The organism is candidate division KSB1 bacterium, assembly GCA_022562085.1.
Taxonomy (GTDB): Bacteria; Zhuqueibacterota; Zhuqueibacteria; order Oceanimicrobiales; family Oceanimicrobiaceae; genus Oceanimicrobium.
In genome coordinates this window covers 13,352-28,684 of sequence record JADFPY010000022.1, presented here as the reverse complement: position 1 = coordinate 28,684, position 15,333 = coordinate 13,352, and the positions used below count along the sequence as shown (strand labels likewise).

Below are 15,333 nucleotides of genomic sequence, written 5' to 3'. Positions count from 1 at the left end.
GAAAGTAAAACGAAGAAAAGCGGCCTAGAGGTTTTTGAAAAGGCTATTGAAAATGTCAAGCCGATTCTTGAGGTTCGTTCTCGCAGGGTTGGTGGTGCAACCTATCAAATACCGGTTGAGGTTCGTTTGAATCGCAAGCAAGCGTTGGCGTTGAGGTGGATTATTGGATTTGCGAAAACGCGACCGGGAAAGTCGATGGCTGAAAAGCTGGCAGATGAATTGATAGCCGCTTCGAATAAGGAGGGGAATTCAATGAAAAAAAGGGAAGATACCCACAAGATGGCCGAGGCTAATAAAGCTTTTGCCCACTTTCGGTGGTAGGAAAGGAATAAATACAAAAAAATTACGTTAAGTTTTTAAAATTATTAGTTTTAAGGGAAGCAAATTTTATATTTGCACTTCCCTTTTTCATGTAATTGTGGAACGGATTCAATGGTTACGCTTGGTTTTATTTTAGTTAATCGGGAGTTTGTTGTTATGTCAAAAGAAGTTTCGCTGGATAAGATTCGTAATATTGGTATTATGGCCCACATTGATGCGGGTAAGACTACCACAACTGAGCGTATTCTGTTTTACACAGGCAAAATTCACCGCATGGGTGAAGTTCATGATGGTGCTGCAACGATGGATTGGATGGAGCAGGAAAGAGAGCGTGGAATTACAATTACATCCGCTGCAGTTTCTTGCCTGTGGAAAGACCATCGTATTAACATTATCGATACGCCCGGACACGTCGATTTTACTGTAGAGGTAGAAAGGTCGCTACGGGTTTTGGACGGTGCGATTGCACTGTTTTGCGCCGTTGGCGGCGTTGAGCCTCAATCTGAAACAGTTTGGCGTCAAGCTGATAAATATCAGGTTCCGAGGGTTATTTTTGTTAATAAGATGGATCGTGTTGGCGCTAATTTTTATGGCGCGATGGAGATGATTAAAGATAGACTGGGTGCTAATGTCGTCCCAATTCAAGTCCCGATTGGCGAAGGAGACATGTTTGTCGGGTTGATTGACTTGATTCGGATGAAGGCGGTTGTGTATGATGATGCCAGTTTGGGTTCCTCCTGGGAAGAAATGGATATTCCACACGATTTGGAAGAAAAGGCGGCTGAGTACAGAACTATTCTGCTGGAATCGGTTTCCGAATATGATGACACGCTTTTAGAAAAATACTTGGAAGGTCATGAAATCGAAGAAAAAGATATTATGCGGGCTATCCGAAAGGCAACTATTGACTGTAGTATTACTCCGGTCTTGTTGGGCTCTGCCTTTAAGAACAAAGGTGTTCAGAGGTTGTTGGATGCTGTTCTGAGCTATTTGCCTTCGCCCGTGGATATTTCTGAGATTTTCGGCTATCACCCGAAAACCAAAAAAAAGATTTCCAGAAAACCCGCCAATGATGACCCTTTCTCCGCTCTTGCCTTTAAAATTATGACTGATCCCCATGTTGGCAGGCTTACCTATTTTCGGGTTTATTCGGGTACCATCCAGGCGGGATCGTATGTTTACAACGTAACCGCGAAGAAACGGGAGCGACTGGGGCGGATTCTGTTGATGAGCGCAGATAAGAGAGAGGATATTAAAGAGGTGCGGACCGGGGGTATTGTTGCTGCGGTTGGGTTTAAATATACTAAAACCGGTGATACGCTTGCTGTTGAAGGTAGTCCGATTGTCCTGGAGTCTATGAACTTTCCGGAGCCCGTTATCGCCGTTGCGATTGAGCCGAAAACGAAGGCCGATCAGGAGAAGCTCGGAATATCTTTGGGTAAATTGGCTGAAGAGGATCCGACCTTTAAAATAAAAACCGATGAAGAGACCAGCCAGACCGTGATTTATGGGATGGGTGAATTGCACCTTGAGATATTGGTTGATCGTTTGTTGCGCGAGTTCAAGGTCGGGGCAAATGTTGGCAGGCCTCAGGTAGCATACAAGGAAGCTATAACCAAAAAAATTCAAGCGGAGGGCAAGTTTATTCGTCAGAGTGGTGGCAGGGGTCAGTATGGGCACGTTGTTATTGAAGTTGAGCCTGCGGAGCCAGGTGTTGGGTTTGAATTTGTTGATAAAATTGTTGGTGGCACTATTCCGAGAGAGTATATACGTTCTGTTGGGCAGGGTATTAAGGAGGCGCTCACGAATGGTATTATCGCAGGCTATCCTCTGGTGGATGTAAGGGCAACGTTGTTGGATGGCTCCTATCATGATGTAGATTCTTCTGAAATGGCATTCAAGGTTGCCGGTTCCATGGCTTTGAAAAATGCTGTTTCCAAGGCTGGCCCGGTTTTGATGGAGCCGATTATGGATGTTGAGGTTGTTGTGCCTGAAGAATACATGGGCGAAGTGATGGGGGATTTGAATGGCCGGCGCGGTAAGATTCGCGGCATCTTTCCGAGGAAAGATGCGCAGGTTATATCAGCCTCTGCACCTTTGAGCGAGATGTTCGGCTATGCAACCAGTTTGCGGTCATTGACACAGGGTAGAGCTATTTTTACGCTGCAGTTTGCGAAGTATGATGTTGCGCCTAAGGCGGTTTCTGAGAAAGTTGTAGAAAGCGTAAATGCAGCTTAACTATAGAGTCTTGTAAAATTAAATCTGAAGTTTAAGTTTTATCGAGTAGTGCGAATTAGACAAATCTGGAGGTAAGATCATGGCCAAGCAGAAATTTGAACGAACTAAACCACACATTAATGTGGGTACTATTGGACATGTTGATCATGGTAAAACGACGTTGACATCTGCGATCACTTTGGTTTTGAATAAAAAGGGTTTGGCGGACTATACGCCGTTTGACTCAATAGACAATGCTCCTGAAGAGAAGGCTCGAGGGATAACGATTGCAACCGCGCACGTTGAGTATGAAACGGAAGGTCGTCACTATGCTCATGTCGACTGTCCCGGTCATGCGGACTATGTAAAAAATATGATTACCGGTGCGGCTCAAATGGATGGAGCGATTCTTGTGGTTAGTGCTGCAGACGGTCCGATGCCGCAAACCCGTGAGCATATTTTGCTTGCGCGTCAGGTTGGCGTTCCATACATTGTTGTCTTTTTAAATAAAGTTGACCAGGTGGATGACCCGGAATTGCTTGAATTGGTAGAGCTTGAATTACGCGAATTGCTTAGCATGTATGAATTTCCCGGCGACGATATTCCGATTATCAAAGGAAGCGCTCTTGAGGCATTGACGAGTCCTGATGATGAAGAAAAAACCAAAGCCATTATAGAGCTAATGCAGGCTGTTGATGATTATATTCCAACCCCGACTCGTGAGGTTGATAAACCTTTCCTTATGCCGGTAGAGGATGTTTTTAGTATTACTGGCCGTGGTACGGTTGGCACTGGTAGGATTGACCGGGGTAAAATTAAGACCGGCGATAACGTTGAAATTATTGGCCTTGGCGCTACAATGAAGAGCGTAGTAACAGGTGTTGAAATGTTTCGCAAATTGTTGGATTATGGCGAGGCTGGCGATAATGTTGGTTTGCTGCTTCGGGGTGTCGATAAAGAGCAGCTTGATAGAGGCATGGTTGTCGCTGCACCGGGTTCTATTACTCCGCACACTAAGTTTAAGGGGGAAGTCTACGTTCTAAAGAAAGAGGAGGGTGGCCGGCATACGCCATTTTTTAACGGCTATCGTCCGCAATTCTATTTCAGGACCACCGATGTTACCGGTATTCTTAAATTAGATGAGGGCGTGGAAATGGTTATGCCCGGTGACAATGTGAACATGGAAGTTGAGTTGATTTCACCGATTGCTATGGAGCAGGGACTCCGCTTTGCGATTCGTGAAGGCGGTCGAACAGTAGGTGCCGGAGTTGTTGGCAACATTATTGAATAATAAGTGAGCGACAATAAAAGGGAGCGAATTTAAGTGGTTGGCCAGAAAATCAGGATAAAGTTAAAAGCCTACGATCATCGATTGATCGATAAATCTACGGATAAGATAATCAAGACCGCGAAGGCTACGGGAGCTGCGATCTCGGGTCCTGTGCCTTTGCCCATAAAGCGTTCCCTTTATACGGTGCTCCGTTCGCCTCACGTTGATAAAAAATCTAGAGAACAATTTGAAACTCGTATTCATAAGCGTTTGATAGATATTTTAAATTCTACGCCAAAGACAGTTGATGCTTTAATGAAATTAGAGCTTCCCGCAGGCGTTGATGTTGAGATTAAGGTTTGACGAAAGTTAAGGATATTGAGTAAGCATGTCTGGAATAATCGGTAGAAAAATTGGCATGACGAGGGTGTTTGATGATGCCGGCAAATCGGTTCCTGTTACTATTATTGTGGCTGGGCCGTGTTCGGTGACCCAAATAAAAACCGAAAAAACTGATGGATATGATTCAATTCAAATTAGCTTTCTTGACAAGAAAGAAAAGAATACTTCAAAGCCAGAGATGCAGCATTTTGCTAAAGCGGGGGTTAAGCCTAAAAAGATAGTAAAAGAACTCAAGGGTTTTGTTGATGCTGAGAAATTGAAGTTAGGGGATAACGTTACGGTTGAGATTTTCGAGGAAGGGCAAGGTGTGAGCGTTACCGGGTTTTCGAAAGGCAAGGGTTTTCAAGGCGTTGTAAAGAGGCATGGATTCAAGGGCGGGCCAAAAACCCACGGGCAAAGTGATCGCCTTCGAGCGCCGGGTTCTATTGGCCAATCGGCATATCCGGCTCGTGTTTTTAAGGGGATGCGGATGGCTGGACGAATGGGACATCGTAAAGTGACTTTAAAAAACAAAAAGATTATTAAGATTGAGCCTGAGAAAAATATTCTTATGATTAAGGGTCCTGTGCCCGGCCCCAATAGCGGCTTGGTGCTAATTAGGAAGTGAGTTGGATATGGAATTGGAAGTCTTAAAGAAGAATGGTGGTTATTCGGGAGCTAAGGTAAAGCTTCCTGATGATGTTTTTAATATTGACCCGAATGAGAATGCCGTTTATCTAACCATCAAGGCTCAAAACGCAAATGCCAGACAGGGTACAGCTTCGACGAAGACCCGGAGCATGGTGAGTGGCGGTGGGAGGAAGCCTTTCAAACAGAAAGGACGAGGTGCAGCGAGAGCGGGGACGATTCGTTCTCCGTTGTGGGTTGGCGGGGGCCGGGTTTTTGGACCCCAGCCTCGTGATTATAATATGAGGCTTCCCAGGAGAGTAAAATTGCTTGCTCGGAAATCCGCTTTTTCAGACAAAGCAAAAAATGATAAAATTAAGATAATCGAAGATTTTAAGTTGGAACTTTCCAAAACCAAAGAAGTCTTCTCAATTCTTAAGTCTCTGGGTTTGGATAACCAAAAAACCCTATTGCTTTTATCTGATTATGATGCAGACATTTTAAGGGCTGGCAAGAATATTCCCAAATTGGAAATCAGGGTTGCAAGAACCGAGTCTACTTATGATTTGTTGAAATGTGATACAGTTCTTATTCAGCAAAGTGCAGTGGATAAACTGGCGGGAGCGGTCAAAGAATGAAATCCCTCGACGCAATTTTGATTAAACCTGTTCTAACCGAAAAGATGCTTCAAATGCAAGAGGAGGCTCAGAAATACGGTTTTCAAGTAGCTCCTCAAGCAAACAAAATAGAAATAAAGAAAGCGATCGAAGGCAAGTTCGGTGTCCTGGTTGACAAAGTTCATACCGTGAACGTGAAGGGTAAGATGAAGCGAATGAACACTCGCCGGGGGCTGACTCGTGGCAAGCGTTCCGATTGGAAAAAAGCCGTAGTCACTTTGAAGGAAGGCTATACGATAGATTTATTTCAGGAGCAGTAAGGATTAGTCAAAAATGGGAATTAAAACTTATAAACCAACAACACCTGGACTTAGACAGCGTTCGGTTCTCGATTTTGAGGAGATTACTCAAAGTAAGCCTGAGAAATCTCTTTTGCGGCCTCTTCGTAAAACAGGTGGCCGTAATAATCACGGGCACGTGACATTGAGGTTTCGTGGTGGCGGGCATAGACGGGCATATAGAATCATTGATTTCAAGCGAACAAAAGATGGTATACCTGCCGTGGTTGCTTCGATTGAGTATGATCCAAATAGATCTTCAAATATTGCACTTCTAAACTATCGGGACGGTGAAAAACGTTATATTATAGCCTCTTTGGGTTTGAAGGTTGGTGACGAGTTGATGTCCGGAGAAAAGGCTGAGATTCGAGTCGGCAATTCTCTCTCTTTGAAAAATATACCTCTGGGAACTCTCGTTCATAATATTGAACTGGTTGCCGGAAAAGGCGGCCAGATGGCTCGTGGGGCAGGAACCTATGCCCAGTTGGTTGCAAAAGAGAGCGCATATGCTCAGCTAAAACTACCTTCCGGTGAAGTTAGAATGGTTAGGCAGGAGTGCCGGGCGACGATTGGTCAAGTTGGTAACGTTGATCATGAAAATGTTTCGATTGGTAAAGCGGGTAGGTCCCGATGGTTGGGGAGGAGACCTCATGTCCGGGGTGTCGTTATGAACCCGGTTGATCACCCAATGGGTGGTGGTGAAGGAAAAAGCTCGGGTGGCCGGCATCCATGTTCGCCGTGGGGGAAACCTGCGAAGGGTGGAAAGACTCGTCACAAAAAGAAATCTGACGACTATATTGTTACAAAACGAAAGAAAAAATAGGTAAAAAATATGCCGCGTTCAGTAAAAAAGGGCCCTTATATTGACGAGAAACTTGAAAAGCGTATTCAGCTTATGAATAAATCAAGTCAGAAAAGAGTGATTAAGACTTGGGCCAGGCGCTCAACGATCACGCCGGAATTTGTAGGGCACACCATAGCGATTCATAACGGCAACAAGTTTATACCGGTATTTATTTCTGAAAATATGGTGGGTCATAAGCTCGGTGAGTTTTCGCCGACTCGCACTTTTAGAGGGCATGGCGGTAAATCTGCAGAAAAGTCATCGAGGATTAGATAGGATTAAGTATGGAAGCACGCGCAGTTGCAAAATATGTAAGAATGTCTCCTCAAAAAGCGAGACGAGTGATTGATTTGATTCGTGGCGTGGGGGTGGATAAGGCTTTGAACGTTTTGCATTTCACTCATAAAGCTGCGGCACAACCGATTGAGAAAACCCTAAGATCTGCCGTTGCCAATATGTTAAATAATGAAGATGCCTCCAAGGTTGCCCCGGAAAATTTACTGGTTAAGGAGGCGTATGTTGACCAGGGGTTTTCATTTAAGAGATTCAGGGCAGCTTCCATGGGGCGTGCCATGCGTATAAAGCGCCCCACGTGCCACATCACGATTGTGGTTTCGGCAGTAGACAATCCATCGGAAAAATAAAGAGCGGAGGTAACTTGGGACAAAAAACTCACCCGGTTGGAATACGTTTGGGAATCATTCGAGATTGGGAATCCAATTGGTTCGATGAGCGTGGGTTTGCGGCGAAGCTTGAAGAAGATTTGATGCTTCGCAAATATATCCGCAGTCGGCTACAAAACGCCGGCATTTCAAGAATTAGCATCGATCGAACACCGCAAGTAATTACTCTGTCAATTCATACAGCGAGACCGGGGATTGTGATCGGCAGAAAGGGTTCTGAGGTTGATAAGCTAAAAGAAGAATTACAACGTCTTACAAAAAAGGATGTTCAATTAAATATCAATGAAATTAAAAAACCAGAATTGGATGCCTATTTGGTGGCTGAAAACGTTGCTCGGCAATTGGAGGCGAAGATTCCTTTTAAGAGAGCAATGAAGAAGGCTGTCATGAGCACTATGCGTATGGGTGCTGAAGGGGTAAGAATCGCATGCGCCGGCAGACTGGGCGGCGCTGAAATGGCGCGGCGTGAAAACGCCAGAGATGGTCGCATTCCTCTTCATACATTGCGCGCTGATATTGATTACGCCAGCTTAACGGCCAGAACCCCTCACGGCGCGATCGGCGTGAAGGTTTGGATTTGTAAAGGCGAAGTGATAGGCAGTTAGGGAGACGAATTTATGTTAATGCCAAAACGGGTAAAGTTTCGCAAGCAGCAACGCGGCCGGATGAAGGGCAAGGCTGTTCGGGGTTCGAAGGTTTCTTTCGGCCAGTATGGCTTAAAGTCAATGGCGCCTGCGTGGGTTACATCTCGGCAAATCGAAGCTGCACGTGTTGCAATGACTCGTCATATTAAGAGAGGCGGCAAAGTTTGGATTCGAATTTTTCCCGATAAACCTGTAACTGTGAAGCCTGCCGAAACCAGAATGGGGAAGGGAAAGGGTTCCCCGGAGTATTGGGTTGCCGTGGTAAAGCCTGGAAGGGTTCTGTTTGAATTGAGTGGTGTTCAGGAAGAGGTAGCCAGGGAGGCGCTCAGGTTGGCGGCTCATAAATTACCGTTTAATACTCGTTTTGTAAGTCAAGCGGATTTTGGTGAATAGACTATGAAAATGCATGAAATAAAAGAGTTGACCAAGGACGAAACCGAATTACGTTTAACCGATTCATTGGAAGAATTGTACAACCTTCGCTTTCAGCATGCGATGCATCAGTTAGACAATCCCAAAAGATTGAGCGAGGTTCGAAAAGATATCGCTCGGTTAAAAACGGTCTTGCATGAGTACGAGTTTGGAATACGAGCCTCGAAGGAATCGGTGACGGGTAAAGAGCAGGTAAAAGAGGAAAAATCAAAATAAGATTGGATCAATATGGAAAAGCGTGGTCGCAGAAAATCAAAGGTTGGTAGCGTCGTTTCGAGCAAAATGAACAAGAGTATTGTGGTGTCAGTCGAACGTTTAGTAAGACACCCATTATATGGAAAATATTTCAGGAAGACATCCAAGTTTATGGCGCATGATGAAGAAAATCAGTGCCGGGTTGGCGACACGGTCAAGATCGTAGAGACCCGGCCCCTAAGCAAGTTGAAAAGATGGCGTCTCGTTGAAGTAGTCGAAAAAGCCAAATAAATTGTCCTATTGGTGAGGAGAAGATGGTTCAGCAATATACAAGGTTGATTGTAGCAGATAATACGGGTGCAAAAAAAGTCATGTGTATTATGGTGCCCGGTGGTACCAAAAGAAAATATGCACATGTTGGTGATTCTATTATAGTTTCGGTAAAGTCCGCAATACCTGGCAGCGGTGTTAAAAAAGGTGAGGTTAGTAAAGCGGTCATCGTGCGAACCAAAAAAGAGATTCGCAGGTCTGATGGTTCTTATATCAGGTTTGATGAAAATGCCGCGGTTTTAATCAATGATCAAAATGAACCAAGGGGTACGAGAATTTTCGGGCCGGTTGCTCGTGAACTTAGAGACAGGCAGTATATGAAAATTGTTTCTTTGGCCCCCGAGGTTCTGTAGAAATATTAGTGGAGAATTTTAATGCACGTTAGACGGAATGATCAAGTGTTGGTGCTGTCGGGTGAATATCGCGGCAAGAAGGGCAAGGTTTTGAAAATTTTTGCTGATCAAAATAGGGTAATCGTTGAAGGCATTAATTTTATTCAACGCCACATGCGCCCTTCAAATAAAATGCCGCAGGGCGGTATCGTCAAAAAGGAAGCGCCCATCAATGTTTCAAATGTGATGGTCATCTGTCCCAAGTGCAATACTCCGACTCGCATCAAAAGAGAGTTTCTGGGGAAAGAGGGAAAGAATTCACGAAGAAAAGCAAGAGTTTGTAAAAATTGCAGTGAGATGATTCAGGAATCAGCCTGATACCTGCGTCAATAAAAGGAACTGAGTTGAAATGGCGAAATACGAGCCAAGATTAATTGCTGAATATAAAAAGAATATTGTACCAAAGCTGATGAAACGATTCAGCTATCAGAATGTGATGCAAGTTCCAAGATTTGAGAAGGTGGTTGTGAATCTAGGTGTTGGCGAGGCTACACAAGATTCTAAGCTTTTGGACAAATCGATTGAAGATTTGCAAGTAATTTCGGGTCAAGTGCCTCTGGTTACGAAAGCGAGAAAAGCCATCTCCAATTTTAAAATCAGAGAAGGAAATAAGATCGGTTGTAAAGTTACTTTGAGGCGCTGGCGAATGTACGAATTCATCGATAGATTGATCAATATCGACATACCCAGAGTTAGAGATTTCAGGGGGCTTTCTGATCGTTCATTTGATGGCCGCGGAAACTACACGCTTGGTATCAAAGAGCAAATTATTTTTCCCGAAATCGATTACGATAAAATCGATCGTGTTCGCGGAATGGACATAACCATTGTAACGTCTGCCCAAAGGGATGAAGAGGCTTATGAGCTTTTAGCCGCTTTCGGGATGCCGTTTAGAAAACGAAGTGAATCACAGGGTTAATTAGAAGGGTAAATTCTTGGCAAAAAAATCTTTAATTGCAAAGCAGAAAAGAGAGCCTAAGTTTCAAGTACGAAAATATAATCGGTGCTCGAAATGTGGGCGGCCGCGCGCATTTCTGCGAAAATTTGGTTTGTGTAGAATTTGTTTTCGTATGTTGGCCTTAGAAGGAAAAATTCCCGGGGTTACAAAGGCGAGTTGGTAGAATTTGAGGATATTTTAAAATGAGTATGACGGATACTGTAGCGGATTATTTAACCCGAATAAGAAATGCTAAAAATGCCAGGCATCATAAAGTGGATATACCGGCATCTAATATGAAAAAAGAGTTATCAAGGATCCTCAAAGATTATGGCTATATTAAAGATTATTTACTTATTGATGACAAAAAAAGCGGATACATCCGTATTTATTTAAAATACGATACGAATGGAGACAGCGTGATTCGTGGTCTTAAGAGAATCAGCACGCCGGGTTTGAGAAGATATGTTAGCAGTAAGGAAATACCGCGGGTTTACAATAATCTAGGCATTGCAATTCTCTCCACTCCAAGGGGGGTGGTTTCTGATCGCGATGCAAAGAAGTTGAATGTTGGCGGTGAAGTTGTGTGCCATGTTTGGTAGAATCTGAAGCTAGGAGAAATCAGTGTCACGAGTTGGGAAAAATCCGATTGGTCTTCCCGAGGGGGTTGAGGTGAAAATTAACAAGGGTACGGTTGAGGTGACCGGACCAAAGGGGAACCTTTCAGGTGAAGTGAACCAGGATATTAAATTAGATATCAAGGATGGACAGCTAACTGTTTCCCGTCCCAATGACAGCAAGTATTATAAATCGTTGCATGGGCTTTACAGAAGCCTTTTGAACAATATGGTAGAAGGCGTGACAAAGGGTTTCGAAAAAAAACTCGAAATCGTAGGCGTTGGCTACAAAGCGGAAATGAGCAAAGGCCGTTTAAGCTTACAGCTTGGATATTCACATCCAATTGTCTTTTTACCGCCAGAAGGTGTTGAGGTAGTGGTTGCCGATCCAACCAATATAAGTGTGCGTGGAATCGATAAGCACTTGGTTGGCCAGGTGGCCGCAAAAATTCGGTCTTTCCGGCCCCCGGAACCTTACAAAGGTAAGGGGATCAAGTATGTCGATGAATACATACGCAGAAAAGCCGGAAAGACGGCGGCCTAAAATGATATTTCAAATTCAAGGGACCCACGATGTCAGATAAGAATAAAGTTAAAAACTTTCGCAGGTTGCGTAAAAAGAAGCGTATTCATAAAATCGTTTCAGGAACAAAAGAAAGACCGCGATTGGCTGTTTTTCGTAGCGCGAGAAATATTTACGCGCAGCTAATAGATGATGTCGCTAATCGAACTTTGGCCGGAGTTTCTACGCTTACCCCTGATCTTAATGGCCAGGTTTCTAAGGCGAAAGGCAAAGTCGATGCTGCTAAGCTGGTTGGCAAGGCTATTGCCGACAAGGCAAAGGCGCTCAAAGTTGAAACAGTGGTGTTTGATCGGGGAGGGTACTTATATCACGGTCGGGTTAGGGCGATTGCAGAGGGCGCTCGTGAGAATGGACTAAAATTTTAATACCTGGAGAAGCTAATTGAATAATAGAGCCGCAAAGATTAATCCTGGTGAAGTAGACTTAAAAGAGCGTGTCATTCACATTAATCGCGTTGCTAAGGTTGTTAAAGGCGGACGGCGTTTTAGCTTTAATGCCATTGTGGTTGTGGGTGACGGTAATGGGCATGTCGGGACTGGTTTGGGCAAGGCAAATCAAGTGATAGATGCTATATCCAAGGGTTCTGAGAATGCTAAGAAAAATTTGGTTCGAGTGCCACTTATAAAGGGAACGATTCCCCATACCATAAATGGCAAATTTGGAGCGGCCAAGGTTTTTCTCAAGCCTGCGTCACCTGGAACCGGGGTTATTGCCGGAGGCGCAATTAGGGCAATCGTAGAGTCGGTAGGAATTCAGGATATTTTAACTAAGTCCATAGGCTCCGCTAATCCTCACAACATTGTAAAAGCAACGATGAAAGCTTTATCGGAATTGATGGAAGTCTCTTTCGTCGCACGTCAGCGGGGGTTGACCATAGACGAAGTTTTTAATAAAGTAACAGTATAGGTTGTAAAAAAACATGGCAAAAAAGAAGCAGCTCAAGATTACACAATTTAAAAGTGTTATCGGACGCCATTTTAAACAAAAGCGGACTATCGAGGCCTTGGGGTTGGGAAAGTTGCATCGTTCGGTGGTTCATGATGATACGCCCCAAATTCAAGGCATGATAAGAAAAGTCAGCCATCTTGTTAAAGTTGAAACAGTTTAGAAAAACGAGGGAAAGATGGATTTAGGTTCGTTAAAGTATGCCCCGGGTTCAGTCAAGAAGAAAAAGAGAATTGGCAGGGGACAGGGTTCCGGCTCAGGAAAGACAGCTGGAAAGGGACATAAGGGTCAAAGATCGCGTTCCGGCTCAAAAATTCGGCCGTGGTTTGAAGGCGGTCAGATGCCTTTGCAGCGTCGGGTTCCTAAGCGCGGTTTTACCAACATTTTCAAAAAACAATTTCAAATTGTTAATTTAAAAGATTTAGACAGAGTTAAGAAAGCTCAGGCAATTACTCCTGAAGTCCTTTTTGACTCGGGTGTGATTAACAAAAAAAACATCCCTGTAAAAATATTGGGAGAAGGGGATCTAAAAAAAGCGATGGATGTTTCTGCGCATGCTTTTAGCGCTTCTGCAAAAGAAAAAATTGAGAAGTCCGGAGGGAAAGTAGTCGTATTATGATGCAGGGGTTCCAAAGTATTTTTAAAATTCCTGAGTTAAAGCAGAGAATCATCTTTACCTTGTTGATTCTCATTGTTTATCGCATTGGGGGTCACATTCCCGTGCCGGGCATAAACAGCGAGGCTCTCCTGGCTTTTTTCAATGAAGCCAGCCAGGGCCGGGGACTCCTCAGTCTTTACGATTTATTCGCAGGAGGGGCGTTTAAACGTGCGACTGTTTTTGCTTTAGGGATTATGCCATATATTTCGGCGTCTATTATAATTCAACTCCTGGGCGCTGTTGTACCTTATTTCCAGAAGCTTCAAAAAGAGGGGGAAGAAGGCCGAAAGAAAATCACTCAATACACGCGCTACGGTACTGTGCTGATATCCACTATGCAAGCTTATGGCGTGAGCGTGTTTCTGGCAAGTATCAAGACCAGTTCCGGTATCCCGGTTGTTCCCGACCCCGACTGGTCTTTTAGACTATTAACTATGATAACATTGGGCGCCGGGACGATTTTGATCATGTGGCTTGGAGAACAAATTACAGAGCGTGGCATTGGTAACGGTATCTCCTTGATTATTTTTATTGGGATTATTGCTACCTTTCCGAATGCGCTGCTGGATGAGTATCAGCAGCTCAGCAGTGGAAATCGCGGCTTAATAGCAGAAGTTGTTTTGTTTGGGTTGATGGTTGTTACTATCGCTGCGGTTGTTGCTTTGACTCAGGGGACGCGCAAAATTCCGGTTCAATATGCTAAGAGGGTTGTCGGCCGGAAAATATATGGCGGACAAAGCACCCATATCCCACTAAGAGTGAATACGGCGGGTGTTATGCCAATCATCTTTGCTCAGTCGATTATGTTCGTGCCCCAGACTGTGTTGCAGTTTTTTCCCAACAGCGATTTCATGAATACTGTTTCAAGATATTTTGATTTTCAGTCAATGGTTTACTGGATTATTTACGGAACCATGATTATTTTTTTTACTTACTTTTATACTGCTATCGCTTTCAATCCGGTGGACGTAGCTGATAATATGAAAAAAAGCGGCGGATTTATCCCCGGCGTGAGACCCGGTAAAAAGACCGCTGAGTTCATCGACAATATTTTAACAAGAATTACACTTCCGGGTTCTATCTGCCTGGCGGTAATAGCGGTTTTTCCGTATATTATTACCAGATTTGTACCTAATATGTCGTTTAACTTTGCTTCTTTTTACGGAGGCACATCTCTCTTGATTATTGTTGGTGTGGCTTTGGATACTTTGCAACAACTTGAATCACACCTAATGATGCGTCATTATGATGGCTTCATGAAAGGAAGCAGCAAAATAAGGGGAAGGCGTCGAATGTAATTTTTAGTTCTGCGTTTGATGTGAAAACCCAAAATGATTCATATACGTAGTCAGCGGGAAATTGAGTTAATTAGGAATAGTTGCCGGGTAGTTTTAGCCGCGTTTGATTTGGTTGAAAAATTGATTGAGCCTGGCGTCGAAACCGGTTTTTTAGATAGACAAATAGAAAAGTTTATAAAGTCAAAGGGAGCAAGACCCGCATTTAAAGGATATAGAGGTTTTCCTGCGAGTTCATGCATTTCAGTAGAAGATGAAGTTGTTCATGGGATTCCAGGAGAAAAAATACTTAAGGACGGTGAAATAGTCAGCATCGATATTGGAGTGGAATGTGAAGGTTTTTTCGGCGACAGCGCAAAGACTTTTGCAGTAGGCGAGATTTCACCAGAAAAAAAGCGCCTGATGAGTATAACCAAACAATCTTTGGATGAAGGTGTAAAAGAAGCCAATTGTGGCGCCAGGTTATCCAATATTTCTCATAGAATTCAAACTATTGTTGAGGGTGCGAATTTTTCGATAGTGCGAGAATTGGTCGGCCACGGTATTGGCAGGAAGCTTCATGAAGACCCGCAAGTTCCAAATTTTGGCTCTCGTAATTCGGGACCAAGGTTGAGGGAGGGTATGGTTTTGGCCATCGAGCCGATGGTTAATTTTGGAGATTATGAAGTAGAAACGTTAAACGATAATTGGACGGTTGTGACCGCGGATGGCTCTCCATCAGCGCATTTTGAATACACGGTAGCCGTCTCAAATAATGGACCTGAAATTTTGACTCCCTATGACTGATGGCTAAAGAAGCGCCAATTAAAGTAGACGGTACCATAACTGAAACTTTGCCCAACGCTACATTCAGGGTTGAGTTGGAGAATGGCCATAAAGTCCTGGCGCACATTTCAGGCAAAATGAGAATGCATTTTATTAAGATTCTTCCCGGCGACAAAGTAACTCTAGAGCTTTCGCCTTACGATTTAAGCAGGGGTAGAATTACATATAGATACAAATGAGGT

The 15,333-nt window shown here is 43.9% G+C and carries 27 protein-coding genes; all 27 read left to right on the top strand.

Annotated features, from left to right (window positions below; all coding sequences use genetic code 11):
* Window positions 1-321, top strand: a 321-nt coding sequence (gene rpsG, locus IH879_03840; protein ID MCH7674065.1) for a 30S ribosomal protein S7, incomplete at its 5' end; no start/stop codon positions are given.
* Between the two features lie 156 nt (window positions 322-477).
* The gene (gene fusA / locus IH879_03835) at window positions 478-2,559 is read left to right on the top strand and encodes an elongation factor G (protein MCH7674064.1); all 2,082 of its coding nucleotides are present in this window, start codon (window positions 478-480) and stop codon (window positions 2,557-2,559) included.
* A 79-nt stretch (window positions 2,560-2,638) separates the two neighbouring features.
* Window positions 2,639-3,829, top strand: coding sequence for an elongation factor Tu (tuf, locus tag IH879_03830; protein MCH7674063.1), 1,191 nt, complete (start codon window positions 2,639-2,641; stop codon window positions 3,827-3,829).
* A gap of 33 nt (window positions 3,830-3,862) precedes the next feature.
* On the top strand, window positions 3,863-4,171 hold the full coding sequence (rpsJ, locus tag IH879_03825) for a 30S ribosomal protein S10 (GenBank protein ID MCH7674062.1): 309 nt from the start codon (window positions 3,863-3,865) through the stop codon (window positions 4,169-4,171).
* A 25-nt stretch (window positions 4,172-4,196) separates the two neighbouring features.
* Window positions 4,197-4,817, top strand: coding sequence for a 50S ribosomal protein L3 (gene rplC / locus IH879_03820; protein ID MCH7674061.1), 621 nt, complete (start codon window positions 4,197-4,199; stop codon window positions 4,815-4,817).
* A 7-nt stretch (window positions 4,818-4,824) separates the two neighbouring features.
* Window positions 4,825-5,454, top strand: coding sequence for a 50S ribosomal protein L4 (rplD, locus tag IH879_03815; GenBank protein MCH7674060.1), 630 nt, complete (start codon window positions 4,825-4,827; stop codon window positions 5,452-5,454).
* The gene (gene rplW / locus IH879_03810; protein ID MCH7674059.1) at window positions 5,451-5,753 is read left to right on the top strand and encodes a 50S ribosomal protein L23; all 303 of its coding nucleotides are present in this window, start codon (window positions 5,451-5,453) and stop codon (window positions 5,751-5,753) included. The genes rplD and rplW overlap by 4 nt, the downstream gene beginning before the upstream one ends.
* Before the next feature lie 13 nt (window positions 5,754-5,766).
* Window positions 5,767-6,594 (top strand): 50S ribosomal protein L2, encoded by an 828-nt coding sequence (gene rplB / locus IH879_03805; protein ID MCH7674058.1) that lies wholly within the window; start codon window positions 5,767-5,769, stop codon window positions 6,592-6,594.
* Window positions 6,595-6,603: 9 nt separating this feature from the next.
* Window positions 6,604-6,891, top strand: coding sequence for a 30S ribosomal protein S19 (rpsS, locus tag IH879_03800; protein MCH7674057.1), 288 nt, complete (start codon window positions 6,604-6,606; stop codon window positions 6,889-6,891).
* 8 nt (window positions 6,892-6,899) lie between these two features.
* Window positions 6,900-7,259, top strand: coding sequence for a 50S ribosomal protein L22 (rplV, locus tag IH879_03795; GenBank protein MCH7674056.1), 360 nt, complete (start codon window positions 6,900-6,902; stop codon window positions 7,257-7,259).
* A gap of 14 nt (window positions 7,260-7,273) precedes the next feature.
* Window positions 7,274-7,903: a 30S ribosomal protein S3 gene (gene rpsC / locus IH879_03790; GenBank protein MCH7674055.1), complete on the top strand. Its 630-nt coding sequence runs from the start codon at window positions 7,274-7,276 to the stop codon at window positions 7,901-7,903.
* A gap of 12 nt (window positions 7,904-7,915) precedes the next feature.
* On the top strand, window positions 7,916-8,335 hold the full coding sequence (gene rplP / locus IH879_03785; protein ID MCH7674054.1) for a 50S ribosomal protein L16: 420 nt from the start codon (window positions 7,916-7,918) through the stop codon (window positions 8,333-8,335).
* A 3-nt stretch (window positions 8,336-8,338) separates the two neighbouring features.
* The gene (rpmC, locus tag IH879_03780; GenBank protein MCH7674053.1) at window positions 8,339-8,590 is read left to right on the top strand and encodes a 50S ribosomal protein L29; all 252 of its coding nucleotides are present in this window, start codon (window positions 8,339-8,341) and stop codon (window positions 8,588-8,590) included.
* Between the two features lie 12 nt (window positions 8,591-8,602).
* Complete coding sequence (gene rpsQ, locus IH879_03775; protein ID MCH7674052.1) at window positions 8,603-8,860, top strand: 30S ribosomal protein S17; 258 nt, start codon at window positions 8,603-8,605, stop codon at window positions 8,858-8,860.
* A 23-nt stretch (window positions 8,861-8,883) separates the two neighbouring features.
* Window positions 8,884-9,252 (top strand): 50S ribosomal protein L14, encoded by a 369-nt coding sequence (gene rplN, locus IH879_03770; GenBank protein MCH7674051.1) that lies wholly within the window; start codon window positions 8,884-8,886, stop codon window positions 9,250-9,252.
* Between the two features lie 21 nt (window positions 9,253-9,273).
* Window positions 9,274-9,609 (top strand): 50S ribosomal protein L24, encoded by a 336-nt coding sequence (locus tag IH879_03765; protein ID MCH7674050.1) that lies wholly within the window; start codon window positions 9,274-9,276, stop codon window positions 9,607-9,609.
* Window positions 9,610-9,640: 31 nt separating this feature from the next.
* Window positions 9,641-10,210, top strand: coding sequence for a 50S ribosomal protein L5 (gene rplE, locus IH879_03760; protein ID MCH7674049.1), 570 nt, complete (start codon window positions 9,641-9,643; stop codon window positions 10,208-10,210).
* A 16-nt stretch (window positions 10,211-10,226) separates the two neighbouring features.
* Complete coding sequence (locus IH879_03755; protein ID MCH7674048.1) at window positions 10,227-10,412, top strand: type Z 30S ribosomal protein S14; 186 nt, start codon at window positions 10,227-10,229, stop codon at window positions 10,410-10,412.
* A 19-nt stretch (window positions 10,413-10,431) separates the two neighbouring features.
* The gene (gene rpsH / locus IH879_03750; GenBank protein MCH7674047.1) at window positions 10,432-10,830 is read left to right on the top strand and encodes a 30S ribosomal protein S8; all 399 of its coding nucleotides are present in this window, start codon (window positions 10,432-10,434) and stop codon (window positions 10,828-10,830) included.
* A gap of 22 nt (window positions 10,831-10,852) precedes the next feature.
* A complete protein-coding gene (rplF, locus tag IH879_03745) occupies window positions 10,853-11,389 on the top strand; it encodes a 50S ribosomal protein L6 (protein ID MCH7674046.1) in 537 nt (178 codons plus the stop codon).
* A gap of 29 nt (window positions 11,390-11,418) precedes the next feature.
* Complete coding sequence (locus tag IH879_03740) at window positions 11,419-11,793, top strand: 50S ribosomal protein L18 (GenBank protein MCH7674045.1); 375 nt, start codon at window positions 11,419-11,421, stop codon at window positions 11,791-11,793.
* A gap of 16 nt (window positions 11,794-11,809) precedes the next feature.
* Window positions 11,810-12,334, top strand: coding sequence for a 30S ribosomal protein S5 (gene rpsE / locus IH879_03735; protein MCH7674044.1), 525 nt, complete (start codon window positions 11,810-11,812; stop codon window positions 12,332-12,334).
* A 13-nt stretch (window positions 12,335-12,347) separates the two neighbouring features.
* Window positions 12,348-12,536 carry a 50S ribosomal protein L30 gene (rpmD, locus tag IH879_03730; GenBank protein MCH7674043.1) on the top strand — a complete coding sequence of 63 codons (189 nt, stop codon included), beginning with the start codon at window positions 12,348-12,350 and terminating at the stop codon, window positions 12,534-12,536.
* A 15-nt stretch (window positions 12,537-12,551) separates the two neighbouring features.
* Window positions 12,552-12,992: a 50S ribosomal protein L15 gene (gene rplO, locus IH879_03725; protein ID MCH7674042.1), complete on the top strand. Its 441-nt coding sequence runs from the start codon at window positions 12,552-12,554 to the stop codon at window positions 12,990-12,992.
* Window positions 12,989-14,329: a preprotein translocase subunit SecY gene (gene secY, locus IH879_03720; GenBank protein ID MCH7674041.1), complete on the top strand. Its 1,341-nt coding sequence runs from the start codon at window positions 12,989-12,991 to the stop codon at window positions 14,327-14,329. The genes rplO and secY overlap by 4 nt, the downstream gene beginning before the upstream one ends.
* 33 nt (window positions 14,330-14,362) lie before the next feature.
* Complete coding sequence (gene map / locus IH879_03715) at window positions 14,363-15,112, top strand: type I methionyl aminopeptidase (GenBank protein MCH7674040.1); 750 nt, start codon at window positions 14,363-14,365, stop codon at window positions 15,110-15,112.
* Window positions 15,112-15,330 (top strand): translation initiation factor IF-1, encoded by a 219-nt coding sequence (gene infA / locus IH879_03710; protein ID MCH7674039.1) that lies wholly within the window; start codon window positions 15,112-15,114, stop codon window positions 15,328-15,330. Before map ends, infA begins: the two co-directional genes overlap by 1 nt.
* Window positions 15,331-15,333 lie beyond the last annotated feature (3 nt).